Raw genomic sequence first — 14,193 nt, forward strand, 5'->3', positions numbered from 1 at the left:
ACGAGTGCGGTGCCGGCTGTTTCGGGTGTCCTCGAACGCCGGACGGGCTGCAATCAACCCGTGCGGTGCTTGGTTTTGCCGAGGGCGGGTTCCGAACCCGGCGGCACACTTCGGCCCGGCCGGCGGTCGAGGACGACGTGGGCCGGGCCGTTTCCGGGTGTCAGTGGCCGGCTCCGCGGGCTCGGTTTATGGATTCCTCGAGGATGTCCAGGTTTTCGGGGGGCAGGTGGGCGGCTATGTAGCCGTCGGGGCGGATGAGCAGGATCGTGTGGGCGGTGGTGCCCGGGTAGTCCGGGGTGACCACCAGCTCGGCGGGCGCGGCGAGTTTGTCCAGCCGGCCGCGCAGCCTGGGCATCAGGCCGGCCTCGCGCCAGCCGTCGCCGTGCCACACCTGTATGCCGGGGGCGATCAGCAGCACGACCAGGCCGCGGTCCAGGCACTCGCTCAGCCATCCCTCGGCGCCGTCCGCGCGAAACACCTCGACGTCGCGGATCCACTCGCCCACACCCGGCCCGGGGGTGAGCAGCGGCGAGCCGGCGTAGTCCGGGCCGGACGTGCTCGCCGCCGGCCCGCGCGGGTCGAGCCGGCGCAGCGTGGTGCCCTTGCCGCGCGCGCCCATCAGGGTCAGCCGGCGGCCGACCTTCTGCGCCGGGCTCGCGGGCGCGAGGAAGTGGAGCGCGTCCTCCCCGAGCGCGAGTCGACGGCGGGCGGCGCCCCGGCGTTCGCCGTGGTACGTCTCCAGGAGCCGGATGGGCGCGTAACCCCGCAGCGTGAAGGCCAGCTTCCAGGCCAGGTTGCGCACGTCCTGCAGGCCGAGTTCGACCGCGTCGGCGGCGGACGGGTGGACCAGGTGCGCGGCGTCGCCGGCGAGCAGCACCCGGCCGACCCGAAATCGCCGGGCGAGCCGCTGATGCACCTCGTACTCGCCACTCCACAGCAGGTCGTGCGCGGGATCCTCGGACGCGTCGGGCTCGGGCGAGAGCGCGTCGAGGGTGCGCAGCACCGAACGCACCCGCGCGGCGATGCGCTTGGGGTCGGCCGGATCGCCCGTCACCGGGATCACCCGCGTCTCCTCGGCGGCCTTGGCCACCCCGTGCGCCATCGGCAACTGCCAGGTCAGCCGCCACACGTCGTCCGGCAGCGGCTGGGCCAAGACGGTACCGCCGCGGTGGAACGGCGGGTCGACGAACAACCACGGCGTGGCCGGCCCGCCGAGGTCCGGGCTCGCGGGCTCGTCGGCGAGCGAGGGGTCCGGCGGCACCAGCGCCGTCGCGGTGATCCGGCGCGGCAGCCGTACCTTCACGTCGGCGCACAACAGCCGGTCCACCCGCGGCCGACCCGGAAAGCGCACGTCGACCGCGCGGCGCACCACCGAGCGGGCGCCGTCGCAGCCGACCAGCCACTGGGCCCGAAACCTGACCGGCCCGCCCGGGCCCCGGGCGAGCACGGTGACCGATGTTTCGTCCTGCTCGACGCCCTCGATCCGGTGACGCCACGCGGTGGTCACCAGGGGACTGGCGTGCGCGGCGTCCAACAGGGCACGCTCCAGCCGCTGTTGGGACAGCCCGTAGCGCACCGGAGCCTCGGGCTCGGCCACCGGCTGCGGTACGTCGCGACCGCGCCGGCGGATGCGCTGGACCCCCCACGGTTCGGCGGCGCCGTCGAGCCGGGTGCCGGTCAGGTCGTAGACGAAGGCCAGCGTCGAGGCCTCCAGACCACAGGCCCGCGAACCCGCGCGGGGCGTGCCGTTGCCCATGTCGAGCACCACCGAGCGCACCCCGCGCCCGGCCAGCGCCAGTGCGGCGGCCAAACCGGCGGGCCCGGCGCCCGCGATGATCACCGAGTCCGCGCGCGGAGCGTTGCCCGCCATCGTGGCCCCCCAAGTGTTGCAAGACGTGTCGTACTCGTCGCCCATCATCCGGCACCGGGGCCCTACGACGACAAAGCGACGCCCCGCGGGTGGCGTTCACCGCGGGGCGTCGGTCGGTGGTGCGGGGTGGGACGGCGTGTCGACGGGGTCAGACGATGGCCATCTTGTCGAGGGACGACTCGGCCTGCGTCGGCGGGACGACGACCGGCGGCTTGCCCTTGCGGGAGGTGCGCAGCCTGCGCTCCAGCCAGGTCGCGAACGCCGACAGGATCATGCACATCGCCACGTAGATGGTGCCGACGATGATGGTGACCGGGATGAACGGCATGTTGTAGTCCTGGTAGCCGCCGATCAGCTTGGCCGCCGCGAGCAGTTCCGGGTAGGTGATCAGGAAGCCGAGCGAGGTGTCCTTGAGGGTCACCACGATCTGGCTGATGATCGTCGGAAGCATGGTGCGGATGCCCTGGGGGACCAGGATCATCGTCATCACCTGGGTCTTGCGCATGCCCAGCGCGTAGGCCGCCTCGCTCTGCCCCTTGGGCACGGCCAGGATGCCGGCGCGGATGTTCTCCGCCTGCACGGTGCCGTTGTAGATGGTCAGACCGACCACCAGCGGCCACATCGGATCCCACTTCCACCAGCCCTGGCTGCCCGGGACGAGGTAGAGCATGAAGATCAGCACCAGCAGCGGCATGGCGCGGAAGAAGGTCACGAACGTGGTCGAGGCCCAGCGCACGATCTTGTGATCCGAGAGCCGGCCGGCGGCCAGGAAGGCACCGAGCACGATGGAGAACACCGCAGCCAGCGCGAACGCCTTCAGCGTGGCCTTGAGGCCGTCGAAGATGAACTGCTGGACACCGTTGTACTGGAACGGGTCCCACTTGGCCGACTCGAACTGGCCGGTGTCGTTGAACCGCACGATCACGAAGACCAGGAACGCGGCCAGACCCAGACTGCCGACGACGCCGATGATCAGGTTGCGGCGACGCGCCCTGGGGCCGGGGACGTCGAACAGCACGCTCGCTTCGCGGCTCATCGGACCACCGCCAGCTTCTTTTCGAGCGCGGCCAGCGCGGCGCTCATGGACAGGGTGATGATCAGGTAGCCGACCGCGATCCACAGCAGGACCCACAGCGACTTGTAGCCGTTCTCGACCATCTGCGCGCTGGTGCCCATGAGTTCGGTGACGTTGAAGGCGCTGGCGATGGCCGAGTTGCGGACCATCGCGATCAGCAGGCTGCCGATCGGCGGGACCGCCGCCCGACCGGCCTGGGGCAGCACGATCTGGCTCAGCGTCTGGGTGAAGGACATCCCGAGGCTGCGGGCCGCCTCGGCCTGGCCGATCGGCACGGTGTTGATGCCCGAGCGGATCGCCTCGCAGATGAACGCGGCGGTGTAGGTGCTCAGCGCGATGACCGCGAACTCGAAGTAGGAGAAGTTGAAGCGCAGCTTCGGGAAACCGAGCGCGACGGCGAAGAAGATCAGTGTCAGGGGGGTGTTGCGGAAAAGGTTGACGTAGGTGGCGCCGAACCAGCGCAGCGGCGGCACCGGCGAGACCCGACACGCGGCTATCAGCGTGCCGAGCAGAAGCGACACGATCCCACAGACGACGGTCAGCTTGAGCGTCCCGACGAAGCCGTGCCGCAAGAGGTCCCAGTTGTCCTGGATCACTTCGAGCATCGTGATCGAGCCCTCCTCTCCGTGATCGTGGGTTCAAGGGTTGGCGTGACGGCCCGTACCCACGGTCTGGTGCGGCGGGGACGGGAGGGGCACGCGCCGGCCGGTCGAGGGGGAGCCGGGACCGGCCGGCGCGCGGGACTGCGGACGATCAGTAGCGGACGAGCGCCGGGATGGCCGGGGCCGCCGAGCCGGACAGGCCCAGGGTGGCGTCGTACGCCTTCTTCCAGTCGCCGTTCTTCTCGTGCGCCTCGATGGCGTCGCTGACCGCGTTGCGGAAGACCGAGTCGTCCTTGTTCAGGCCGACGCCGTAGTTCTCGGTGGTGAACGGCTCGCCGACCACCTTGAGCGCCTTGGGGTCCTTGGCCGCGTAGCCCTTGAGGATCGCGTCGTCGGTGGAGACCGCGTCGACCTGGTTGGAGAGCAGGCTCTCGACACACAGCGAGTAGGTGTCGAAGACGCGGGTGGTGGTGTCGGGGAAGTTGGTCTGGAGGTTCTGCAGCGGGGTCGAGCCCTTCGCCGAGCAGACCGTCTTGCCCTTGATGGTGTCCTTGCCGGTGATCGCGGTCTCGTTCTTGCGGACCAGGAGGGACTGGCCGGCGATGTAGTACGGACCCGCGAAGGACACCTGCTGCTTACGCTTGTCGGTGATGCTGTAGGTGCCGACGTAGTAGTCGATGTCGCCGTTGACCAGGGCGTTCTCACGGTTGGTCGAGGCGATCGCCTTGAACTCGATCTTGTCCGGGCCGAAGCCGAGGTCGGCCGCGATCATCTTGGCGATCTCGATGTCGAAACCGGAGACCTTGCCGGTGGCCGGGTCCTTGGAGCCGAGGAAGGGCTGGTCCTCCTTGGCGCCGACGACCAGCTTGCCGCGCGACTTGGCCGCGTCGAACGTCTTCGAGCCGGTGAGCGCCACACCCGTCTTGGGGGTGTAGGTGGGCAGTTCGGGCGCGGCGCCGCCGGGCGCGCCGGGGGCACCTTGCGAACCGCCGGTCGAACCGGCCGGGGTTTTGGCCTCGGGCGAACCGTCCTTGCCACACGCGGTGCCGAACAGGGCGAGCACGGCGATGCCGGCGACGGCCACGGATGAGCGCATCTTCATGATCAACGTCCTTCGGAAAAGGGGAACAGGCCTGGCGGTGGCCGAACCACGGGCTGCGGAGCGGGAGTCGCGACGTCGTCGGGCGGGCTGGGGGCGCCCGACGGCGCTCAGTGGTGCAGGATCTTGGAGAGGAAGTCCCGGGCCCGGTCGCTGCGCGGGTTGCTGAAGAACTCCTCGGGCGTGTTCTCCTCGACGATGCGGCCGTCGGCCATGAAGATCACCCGGTTCGCGGCGGAGCGCGCGAAGCCCATCTCGTGGGTCACCACGACCATCGTCATGCCCTCGCGGGCCAGGTCGCGCATGACCTCGAGGACCTCGTTGATCATCTCCGGGTCGAGCGCCGAGGTGGGCTCGTCGAAGAGCATCACCTTGGGCTCCATGGCCAGCGCGCGGGCGATCGCGACGCGCTGCTGCTGGCCACCGGAGAGCTGGGCGGGGTACTTGTCCGCCTGGCTGCCCACGCCGACCCGGTCGAGCAGCTCGTGCGCGCGCCGGGTGACCACATCGGCCTTCTCGCGGCGAACCTTGAGCGGGCCCAGCGTGACGTTCTGCAGCACGGTCTTGTGCGCGAACAGGTTGAACGACTGGAACACCATGCCCACGTCGGAGCGCAGCCGGGCCAGCTCGCGGCCCTCCTGCGGCAGCAGGGCGCCGTCGATGGTGATCCGACCGCCGTCGATCGCCTCGAGGCGGTTGATCGTGCGGCACAGGGTCGACTTGCCCGATCCCGACGGACCGATGACGACGACGACCTCGCCCTTGTGGATGGTCAGGTCGATGTCCTGCAGCACGTGCAGGGCGCCGAAGTGCTTGTTGACGTTCTCCAAGACGACAAGGGGTGCGCCGGGGTGGACGGCGTCCTTGCCGACTTCGCTCTTGGTGAGCACCGGCGGCTTCGGTGTGGTGTCAGAGGCATCCGTCGTCACGATGGCGGGCTCCGTCCAGAGTCGTCCCGTATCTTTTTGCGCGACCGGGTGGCAGGTGGGTTCGAGGGCTCCCGGCGAGGCCGGGTGGTGCGTGACACTAAGGCAGGCAGCACCCCTCCAGTCAGTGCACTTGAGCTTGTCTTGAGGTCAAGAGTCGGTAACGGACCGTCAGATGTGAGGAACCACGTGCGCCTCCTGCTCGTTGAGGACGACCTGCGTGTCGCCGCGCCGCTACGCGCGGTGCTGGGCCGACACGGATTCACCGTGCGGCACGCCACCACCGGCGAGGAGGCCCTCGCCGCGCTCGACGACGTGCCCGACGTGGTGCTCCTGGACCTGTCGCTGCCCGACCACGACGGCTTCGAGGTGTGCAGCCGGATCCGCAGGCTGTGCGACGTCCCGGTGATCATGGTGACCGCGCGGGCGGACATTCGATCCCGGATACACGGACTGAACCTGGGCGCCGACGACTACGTCACCAAGCCCTACGACATCGGTGAACTGCTGGCCCGAATACACGCGGTGAGCAGGCGTACGCGCAGCGACGCGCCCGCCGCGGAGACCCCGCCGCCCGCCAAGGGGCCCGGCGGCATCGAGCTGGACCCGGCCACCCGGCGGGTCACCGTCGGCGGCGTCGACGTGGTGCTCACCCGCAAGGAGTTCGACCTGCTCGCCCTCCTCGCCCAGCGTCCGGGCGTGGTCTTTCGCCGCGAACAGATCATCAGCGAGGTCTGGCACACCAGCTGGGCGGGCAACAATCGCACCCTGGAGGTGCACGTCGCGTCGCTGCGCTCCAAGCTCGGGAACCCGGCGATCGTCGAGACGGTGCGCGGCGTGGGCTACCGTGTCGTCCCCGAGGCCTGATCCCACCGGCTTCCCGAAGGATCGTCACCGGTTCCCGTGCGCACCCGCCTGCTCGCATTGCTCCTCGCCCTGATGACCGCGGTGCTGATCGCCCTCGGCATCCCGTTGGCCATCTCCCGTGCCGCCGCGCATCAGCAGGAGCTGATCCGCGATCGCGTGGACGACCTGACCCGCTTCGTTTCGGACACCCAGCTGACCGTGGTCTCGGACACGCTGCGCGCGCAGACCGAAAGCGACGTGCCGCCCGGACCGGACGCCGTCGACCTCGACATGCTCCGCTCCGAACTGGAGCGCTACGAGGCCGTCTACGGCATCCGGGTCGGCGCCTTCGACCGGCGCGGCCAGCCGATCGCCGTGTCCCATCAGGGATTTCGGGTCGATCCGCGCTCGCCCGCGTTCACCGAGGCGCTGGCCGGACGGCGCAGCGACGACCCCGGACAGGTGTGGCCCTGGCAGCGCGATCGCATCGTGGTGGCGGTGCCGGTGATCCACCGGGGCGATGTGGTCGCGGTGGTGCTCACCGACTCGCCGACCGGTCGCATGCGTTCGAAAATCCAGCAGGTGTGGCTGATTCTGTTCGCCGGCGAAGTGGTCGCGGTACTGGCCGCGTTGCTGCTCGCGACCCGGCTGACCGGCTGGGTGCTGCGCCCGGTGCGAGTGCTCGACTCGGTGACCCACGAGATCGCCACCGGCCGGCTCGGGGCGCGCGTGGCCGGCGCCCAGGGGCCGCCGGAACTGCGGCGCCTGGCACGGTCGTTCAACGAGATGGCGGACCACGTGGAGACCGTGGTGGACCAGCAGCGGGCGTTCGCCGCCGACGCCTCGCACCAGTTGCGCAATCCGCTGTCGGCGCTGCTCCTGCGGATCGAGGAACTGGGTCTGTCGTTGCCGCCGGGACACGGCGAGACGCTGGAGGGGGTGCGGGACGAGGGCCGTCGGCTTACCCGCGTGTTGGACGAACTCCTCGAACTGGCACTGGCCGAGAATGCGCGCCCGTCCGCCCGGGCCGTCGACGTGGCGGCGCTGGTGCACGAGCGGGTGGACGCGTGGCAGACCCTGGCCCGCTCGCGCGCCCGGCGGTTCGAGCAGGAGGGCCCGCTCGCGCTCACCGGGAACGTGGACCCGGTCACGCTCGGCAGCGCGCTGGACGCGATCCTGGACAACGCGCTCAAGTTCGCCCCGGAGGACAGCACGATCACCGTCGCGTGCGCGGCGGTGGGCGGCGAGGTGGAGATCCGGGTCAGCGACCGCGGCCCCGGGCTCACCTTCGAGGAGATGCGCCGGGTGGGCGACCGCTTCTGGCGCAGCCCCCGGCACCAGAACGTGGACGGCTCCGGTCTGGGCCTGTCCATCGCCCGCACGCTGCTCGCCGCGAGCGGCGGCACGATCGACTTCGCCGCGCGCGAGGGCGGCGGCCTCACCGTCACGCTGACGGTCCCCAGGGCCGACTGAACCGGCGCCGCGCGAGAGGCGATCCACCCGGCGCCGAAGCCGCCTCCGGTTCACCTCGCGCCGAGTTCACCCGCGCTGACCCGGCCGCCGGGAAGGCGGACGCGGGCCCGTCCGGTCGGCGGCCTACTCGTTCACCCGGCACTGCGGCGCGCGCGGCTGCGGCAGGCCCAGCGGGCGCAACCGCGCGTCGTAGGCGCGCTGCCAGTCGCCGTTGGCGATGTGCCGGTTCAACGCGCCGCACACGGCTTCGGCGAGCGCCACGTCGCCCTTGCTCAGGCCCACTCCGTACGGCTCGTCGGAGAACGGCCGGCCCAGGATCCGCAGTGCCCCCGGGTGTTGCACGACGAAGCCGGACAGGATCGCGTCGTCGGTGCTGACCCCGCGCACTCTGCCGGCCAGCAACTCGTCCACACACTCCGAATACTTGCCGCGCTCCTCGACCCGCATGGTCGGGAACTCGCCGCGGATGCGCAACGCCGAGGTCGACTCGCGCACCACGCACACGGAACTGTGCGCGAGGTCCTCGGGGCCGTTGACCCCGGGATCGTCGGTGCGGACCAGGAAGTCCTGCCCGGCGATGTAGTACGGCCCGGCGAAGGAGACCTTCTGCGCGCGGACCGCGTTGATCGTGTAGCTCGCCACGACCAGGTCGACCTGGCCGCTGGTGATCCGGTACTCGCGGTTTTGCGTCTCCACGTCCATGAACGTGACGCGGTCCTTGAACCCCAGGTCCTCGGCGATCATCAGGGCCACGTCGTCGTCGAAGCCCTGATACGCCTGATCGCCGGTGCGCACGCTCCACCCCGGCTGGTCCGGCTTGACCCCGATGATCACCCGGCCCCGGGCCACCATCTCCCGGTAGGTCGGCGAGTTCTTGCGCAGGTTCGCGAGCGGGTCGGCCTGATGCGTGCCGCCCTCGGCCCGGTTGTTCTCCACCGCCAGCCACGACACCCCGACGGCGACCAGCAGGAAGGCCAGCGCGGCGGGCAGCGCGATCCGGGTACGCCGCCACCAGCGGGACGGGCGCGCCGGGCGCGCGGACGGCTCGTCGGCCGGCGGCTCGCCCGCGAAGGTCGCGTCGACGTCCTCGTCCCGATCGGCGCGCTCGTCACGGCGGGGCAGCGGATCACCGCCCCACGTCACCGGCACCGAGTCCTGCACCACCCGGGTCAGCAGCGCGTCGGTCTCCTTGGCGTCCAGGCGCCGGGTCGGGTCCTTGCGCAACAGGCCCATGATCACCGACTCCAGCGGACCGGCGTGCCTGGGCGGCGCGGGCGGCGCGTTGACCACCGCGTCCACGACCTCCACCGGCGAGGCCCGGCGGAACGGGGCCATGCCCTCGACCATTTCGTACAGCGTCGCGCCCAACGACCACAGGTCTGAGGCGGGATCGAGCCCGTCCGGCCGGTCGGCGAGCGTGTGGTCCCCGTTCGCGTCGTCGGTAAGCACGCTGGGCCGGGACCGGGCGAACTGTTCCGCGCGCTCGGGCGCCAGATAGCCCGGCGTGCCGAGCAGTTCGCCGAACTGGGTCACCTGCGGCGCGTCGACGAAGGTGGCGATGCCGAAGTCGGTGAGCACCACCCGGCCGTCCATGCCGAGCAGGACGTTGGCCGGCTTCACGTCACGGTGCAGCACACCCTTGGCGTGCGCGGCGCGCAACGCCCGCAGTACGTCCAGGCCGATCCGGGCCGCCTCGGCGTGGTCGAGTCGACCCTCCGCGCGGATCACGTCGGCCAGCGACCGCGAAATCACCAATTCCATGACGATCCACGGCAAACCGTCTTCCTCGAAGACGTCGTGGACCGTCACCACGTTCTCGTGGCGAATACGGGCCGCCGCGATCGCCTCGCGCTTGCTGCGCTCCAGCCAGGAACGCTGGGATCCCGCGTCCAGCGACTTGGGCAGCAGCAGTTCCTTGATCGCGACCTCGCGACCGAGGGCGGTGTCGACGGCCAGCCAGACCTCGCCCATACCGCCTCGGCCGAGACTGCGGCTCAGCCGGTAACGATTGTTCAGTATTCGGCCGATCTCCCCCTCGGACACCGCGGTCGCACCCTCCTCCCGAGCAAGCGGGCCTCCCTGAACATGCTGTGCAGCCTTCCCCCCGGTCGGCTCACGGCGTCGGTTCGGGGACCGCGCACGGTCTGGCCCACAGGCTCAGAGCGTAGATGTCGGTCCCGAACACGATGACACGACCCAGCATGTGCCATCGAAGCCGTTCGCGCGACGCCCTGGGCATCACGATCTGTCCCATCAGGGTTTCACCGATCGGTACCACCGCAGCGCGCCCGTGTGCAGCGGCAGCGGATCGGTGAAGATCGCCGTCCTCGGGTCGACCAACTGGGCGGCGTGCACCTCGCGTCCGATCGCCTCACGGTTCTCCATCACCGTCTCGGTCACCCGCCTGATCAGCTCCGGATCCTGCGACGCCTGGGTGACCAGCAGATTCGGCACCGCGATGGTCGGCGTCTCGGTCCCGCCGGGATAGGCGTCGGCCGGCACCACCGCCTCGCGGTACACCGGCCCGTAACGATCGCGCAGCTTGCCCGCGAGGTCGCCGAGTTGCACCAACCGCACCTGCCAGTGCTCGGCGAGATCGGAGACCGCGCCGGTGGGCAGCCCGCCGGACCAGAAGAACGCGTCGACGGTGCCGTCCCTGAGCCGCTCGGTGGCCTCGCCGATGCCGACCCGCACCGGGGTGATGGCCTGCTCCATGTCGCTCATGCCCACCTCGCTCAGCAGCCGGCGAGTGATCAACTCCACCCCCGAGCCGGGCAGCCCGACCACCACCCGACGCCCGCGCAGGTCGGTGATCTTCTGCACCGGCGAACCGACCGGCACCACGAGTTGCACGTAGTCGTCGTACAGCCGCGCCACCGCGCGCAACTGGTCCCGGTCGCCCGGTCCCAGGTCGGCCACCGCGTCGGCGGTGGAGATGCCGAAGGTGTCCACGCCCGCGACCACCCGACGCAGGTTCTCCACCGACCCTCCGCTGGCATCCACGCTCACCCGCACGCCCAGGTCCGCGGACAGCCGGGGCCGCAGCAGTTCGCCGTAGCGGTGGTACACCCCCATCGGCACCCCGGTGGCCAGCGAGACCGGCCCGCTCGGCGCCTGCCGGTCGTCCCGGCCGAGCACCAGGTAGCCCCCGACCAGGCAGAACAGCAGCAGCGTCGCCACCCCGGCCTGCACCAGGCGGGGGCGTCGCGCGTAGGCGTCGCGCAGGGAAACGGGGAGGAACGACAAGGAGGGCACGGCGGCGATATTGCCATGGAGGTCGGCCACACACGCCAGGAAGCAAACCCCGTACCCTGTCGGGTGTTATGACTGCGCGAAGCTATGAGGTCCGCACCTACGGGTGCCAGATGAACGTCCACGACTCCGAGCGGCTGTCCGGCCTCCTCGAGGAGGCGGGCTACGTCCGCGCGCCCAAGGGGGAGCCGGCCGACGTGGTCGTCTTCAACACGTGCGCCGTCCGGGAGAACGCGGACAACAAGCTGTACGGGAATCTGGGCCATCTCGCGCCCGCGAAGGCCGAACGCCCCGGGATGCAGATCGCGGTCGGCGGCTGCCTCGCGCAGAAGGACCGGGACACCATCGTGCGCAAGGCGCCGTGGGTCGACGTGGTCTTCGGCACGCACAACGTGGGTTCGCTGCCGGTGCTCCTGGAGCGGGCCCGGGTCGAGCAGGAGGCCCAGGTCGAGATCCTGGAATCGCTCGACGTGTTCCCCTCCACGCTGCCCACCCGCCGCGAGTCGGCCTACGCGGCCTGGGTGGCGATCTCGGTGGGCTGCAACAACACCTGCACGTTCTGCATCGTGCCCGCGCTGCGTGGCAAGGAGAAGGACCGCCGCCCCGGCGACGTGCTCGCCGAGATCGAGACGCTGGTCGGCGAGGGCGTGATCGAGGTCACCCTGCTCGGCCAGAACGTCAACGCGTACGGCTCCGACATGGGCGACCGCGAGGCGTTCTCCAAGCTGCTCCGCTCGTGCGGGCGGATCGACGGCCTGGAGCGGGTGCGCTTCACCTCGCCGCACCCGCGCGACTTCACCGACGACGTGATCGCCGCGATGGCCGAGACGCCGAACGTCATGCACCAGCTGCACATGCCGCTGCAGTCCGGGTCCGACTCGATGTTGCGGGCGATGCGCCGCTCCTACCGCCAGGACCGCTACCTGGGGATCATCGAGCGGGTGCGCGCGGCGATGCCCGACGCGGCCATCTCCACCGACATCATCGTGGGCTTCCCCGGGGAGACCGACGAGGACTTCGAGCAGACCCTGCACACGGTGCGCGAGGCCCGCTTCGCCGCCGCGTTCACCTTCCAGTACTCCAAGCGCCCCGGCACCCCCGCCGCCACGATGGACGGCCAGGTGCCCAAGGAAGTGGTCACCGAGCGCTACCAGCGGCTGCTCGCGCTCCAGGAGGAGATCTCCTGGGCGGAGAACCGCACCCAGGTCGGTCGCACCCTCGAGGTGCTGGTCGCCGAGGGCGAGGGCCGCAAGGACCACGACACCGCGCGGTTGTCCGGGCGCGCCCCGGACAACCGGCTCGTGCACTTCGAGCGCCCCGCCGACGGTGTGCGGCCCGGCGACATGGTCGCGGTCGAGATCACCTACGCCGCGCCGCACCACCTGCTGGCCGAGCGCCCCCCGCTCGCTGTCCGGCGCACCCGCGCGGGCGACGCGTGGGAGCGCCGCACCTCGACCCCCGCGCCGAGCCCGGGCGTACTGCTCGGGATGCCGAGCATCGGCGCCCCGGTCACGGTGGGGGCGCCGTCGGCGCCGGCGGGTTGTTGCGACTGACCGGTGGGGCCGCGTTTGCGCCGCTCGGTCAGGACACGTTCCAGCCGAGCATCGCCGGCTGTTCACGCTCGTAGCCGAGGGTGGACAGCCGGGCGGTCTCCAGGCGGAACAGCCGGCCGTCCTCGGGCGGCAGGCCCAGCCAGCGGGCGGTGAGCACCCGGAGCAGGTGGCCGTGCGCGACCAGCACCGCGTCCTCGCCGCGCGCCAGCACCGGGCGCACCTTCTCCAGCACCCGGTCCACCCGCCGGCCCACGTCGGCGATCGACTCGCCGGGGTGGGCCGCGTCGCCGGGGATCACCCCGTCGCGCCACAACACCCAGCCGGGCACCCGCTCGCGGATCTGATCCGTGGTGATGCCCTCGTAGCCGCCGTAGTCCCACTCGACCAGGTCGGGTTCCGGGGTCCCGCCGGTGATCCCGGCCAGTTCGGCGGTCTGCCGGGCCCGGCTCAGCGGGCTCACCAGGGTCAACCCGAACTCGCGTCCGGCGAGCAGGTCGGCCACCGCCTTCGCCTGCGTCTCGCCCTCGGGGGTGAGCGGGATGTCGGTCAGCCCCGTGTGCCGCCCGGACCTGCTCCACTCGGTCTCACCGTGTCGCACCAGCATCAGTTCACGCATGTGATCCATCCCATCATGCGACCCGGGAGGCGTCGCGTCGGCCGCTTAGTACTCTCCCTGAATGCTCGTAGCCGCCGCGGTAGTCCCGTGCCCCCCGATGATCGTGCCCGAGCTGGCCCGCGGGGCCGTAGCGGAGCTGGACGCGCTGCGTGCGGCGTGCGATCAGGCGCTCGCCGCGCTGGCCGCGAGCGCGCCGGACCGGTTGGTGGTGGTGGGGGCGGGCCCCGTCGAGGCGACCCTCGGCGACGGCGGGATCGGCTCCTTCGCGCGGTACGGGGTCGACCTGGAGGTCACCCTCGGCGGCGGCGCGGACCACGAACTGCCGCCCGCGCTGGCCGTCGGCGCGTGGCTGCTCGGCCGTTCCCCGTGGGCCGCCGACCGGATCGCCGCGGGCACCGCCCCGAGCCCGGTGTCCGGCGCGGTGATCGCCGCCGACGCCGATCCGGCGCGCTGTGCGACGCGGGGTGCGGAGCTGGTCGCGGGAGCGGATCGGGTGGCGCTCCTGGTGGTGGGCGACGGGTCCGCGTGCCGGACCGAGAAGGCCCCCGGCTACCTCGACGCGCGCGCCGAGCCGTACGACGTCGCGCTCGCGGCGGCACTGGATGCGGCCGACCCGGCGGCGCTGGCGGCGCTCGACCCCGCGCTCGCCGACGAGCTGTGGGTGGGGGGCCGACCGGCGCTCCAGGTGTTGGCCGGGGCGACGGGCCCAGGCCGGAGCGGGCGGCTGTTGTATGACGAAGCGCCTTATGGCGTGGGGTATTTCGTGGCGCTGTGGTCCTGAGGCCTGAGGCCTGAGGCCTGAGGCACGCCTGACGGGTGACTGGTGGGAGGCCGCGGGCCGGCCGTCGGCCGCGCCGGTGGCGCCGCCGCCGTGCCCCGAT

At 71.3% G+C, this 14,193-nt stretch carries 12 protein-coding genes; 4 read left to right on the forward strand and 8 right to left on the reverse strand.

Features of this window, described 5'->3' with window-relative positions; all coding sequences use genetic code 11:
- Positions 1-160: 160 nt before the first annotated feature.
- The 5 genes from ACFXKZ_RS03535 to ACFXKZ_RS03555 form a co-directional block, all read right to left on the reverse strand.
- Positions 161-1,870, reverse strand: a complete 1,710-nt coding sequence (locus tag ACFXKZ_RS03535; RefSeq protein WP_379995922.1) for an FAD-dependent monooxygenase — start codon at positions 1,868-1,870, stop codon at positions 161-163.
- A 148-nt stretch (positions 1,871-2,018) separates the two neighbouring features.
- Positions 2,019-2,906: an amino acid ABC transporter permease gene (locus ACFXKZ_RS03540; RefSeq protein ID WP_379995924.1), complete on the reverse strand. Its 888-nt coding sequence runs from the start codon at positions 2,904-2,906 to the stop codon at positions 2,019-2,021.
- On the reverse strand, positions 2,903-3,550 hold the full coding sequence (locus ACFXKZ_RS03545; RefSeq protein ID WP_379995927.1) for an amino acid ABC transporter permease: 648 nt from the start codon (positions 3,548-3,550) through the stop codon (positions 2,903-2,905). The genes ACFXKZ_RS03540 and ACFXKZ_RS03545 overlap by 4 nt, the downstream gene beginning before the upstream one ends.
- 148 nt (positions 3,551-3,698) lie before the next feature.
- Entirely contained in the window at positions 3,699-4,649 is a 951-nt protein-coding gene (locus ACFXKZ_RS03550; RefSeq protein WP_379995929.1) for a glutamate ABC transporter substrate-binding protein, read from the reverse strand.
- 107 nt (positions 4,650-4,756) lie between these two features.
- Positions 4,757-5,536, reverse strand: a complete 780-nt coding sequence (locus tag ACFXKZ_RS03555; protein ID WP_126641699.1) for an amino acid ABC transporter ATP-binding protein — start codon at positions 5,534-5,536, stop codon at positions 4,757-4,759.
- Positions 5,537-5,761: 225 nt separating this feature from the next.
- Here ACFXKZ_RS03555 and ACFXKZ_RS03560 point away from each other — a divergent pair, with 225 nt between their 5' ends.
- Entirely contained in the window at positions 5,762-6,439 is a 678-nt protein-coding gene (locus tag ACFXKZ_RS03560; RefSeq protein WP_126641698.1) for a response regulator transcription factor, read from the forward strand.
- A gap of 36 nt (positions 6,440-6,475) precedes the next feature.
- Positions 6,476-7,891 carry an ATP-binding protein gene (locus tag ACFXKZ_RS03565; protein WP_379995933.1) on the forward strand — a complete coding sequence of 472 codons (1,416 nt, stop codon included), beginning with the start codon at positions 6,476-6,478 and terminating at the stop codon, positions 7,889-7,891.
- A 123-nt stretch (positions 7,892-8,014) separates the two neighbouring features.
- Here the strand turns inward: ACFXKZ_RS03565 and ACFXKZ_RS03570 are convergent, their stop codons facing one another.
- Together ACFXKZ_RS03570 and ACFXKZ_RS03575 are read right to left on the reverse strand one after the other, a co-directional pair.
- Positions 8,015-9,934, reverse strand: coding sequence for a bifunctional serine/threonine-protein kinase/glutamate ABC transporter substrate-binding protein (locus tag ACFXKZ_RS03570; protein ID WP_379995936.1), 1,920 nt, complete (start codon positions 9,932-9,934; stop codon positions 8,015-8,017).
- Between the two features lie 210 nt (positions 9,935-10,144).
- Positions 10,145-11,146: a TAXI family TRAP transporter solute-binding subunit gene (locus ACFXKZ_RS03575; RefSeq protein WP_379995937.1), complete on the reverse strand. Its 1,002-nt coding sequence runs from the start codon at positions 11,144-11,146 to the stop codon at positions 10,145-10,147.
- Positions 11,147-11,214: 68 nt separating this feature from the next.
- Between ACFXKZ_RS03575 and miaB the strand changes: the two genes are divergently transcribed.
- Positions 11,215-12,696, forward strand: a complete 1,482-nt coding sequence (miaB, locus tag ACFXKZ_RS03580; RefSeq protein ID WP_379995938.1) for a tRNA (N6-isopentenyl adenosine(37)-C2)-methylthiotransferase MiaB — start codon at positions 11,215-11,217, stop codon at positions 12,694-12,696.
- Between the two features lie 28 nt (positions 12,697-12,724).
- Here miaB and ACFXKZ_RS03585 read toward each other — a convergent pair whose 3' ends face one another.
- Positions 12,725-13,312 carry a histidine phosphatase family protein gene (locus tag ACFXKZ_RS03585; protein ID WP_379995940.1) on the reverse strand — a complete coding sequence of 196 codons (588 nt, stop codon included), beginning with the start codon at positions 13,310-13,312 and terminating at the stop codon, positions 12,725-12,727.
- 61 nt (positions 13,313-13,373) lie between these two features.
- Here ACFXKZ_RS03585 and ACFXKZ_RS03590 point away from each other — a divergent pair, with 61 nt between their 5' ends.
- On the forward strand, positions 13,374-14,093 hold the full coding sequence (locus ACFXKZ_RS03590; protein ID WP_379995942.1) for a hypothetical protein: 720 nt from the start codon (positions 13,374-13,376) through the stop codon (positions 14,091-14,093).
- The last annotated feature ends 100 nt before the right edge of the window (positions 14,094-14,193 follow it).

The organism is Embleya sp. NPDC059237 (assembly GCF_042754105.1).
Classification (GTDB): Bacteria; Actinomycetota; Actinomycetes; order Streptomycetales; family Streptomycetaceae; genus Embleya.

Bases quoted from the DNA above. Each gene is read 5' to 3' on its own strand.
- ACFXKZ_RS03585 (WP_379995940.1), bottom strand. From the start codon at position 13,312: ATGCGTGAACTGATGCTGGTGCGACACGGTGAGACCGAGTGGAGCAGG.
- miaB (WP_379995938.1), top strand. From the start codon at position 11,215: ATGACTGCGCGAAGCTATGAGGTCCGCACCTACGGGTGCCAGATGAAC.
- ACFXKZ_RS03540 (WP_379995924.1), bottom strand. From the start codon at position 2,906: ATGAGCCGCGAAGCGAGCGTGCTGTTCGACGTCCCCGGCCCCAGGGCG.
- ACFXKZ_RS03550 (WP_379995929.1), bottom strand. From the start codon at position 4,649: ATGAAGATGCGCTCATCCGTGGCCGTCGCCGGCATCGCCGTGCTCGCC.
- ACFXKZ_RS03590 (WP_379995942.1), top strand. From the start codon at position 13,374: ATGCTCGTAGCCGCCGCGGTAGTCCCGTGCCCCCCGATGATCGTGCCC.
- ACFXKZ_RS03545 (WP_379995927.1), bottom strand. From the start codon at position 3,550: ATGCTCGAAGTGATCCAGGACAACTGGGACCTCTTGCGGCACGGCTTC.
- ACFXKZ_RS03535 (WP_379995922.1), bottom strand. From the start codon at position 1,870: ATGGCGGGCAACGCTCCGCGCGCGGACTCGGTGATCATCGCGGGCGCC.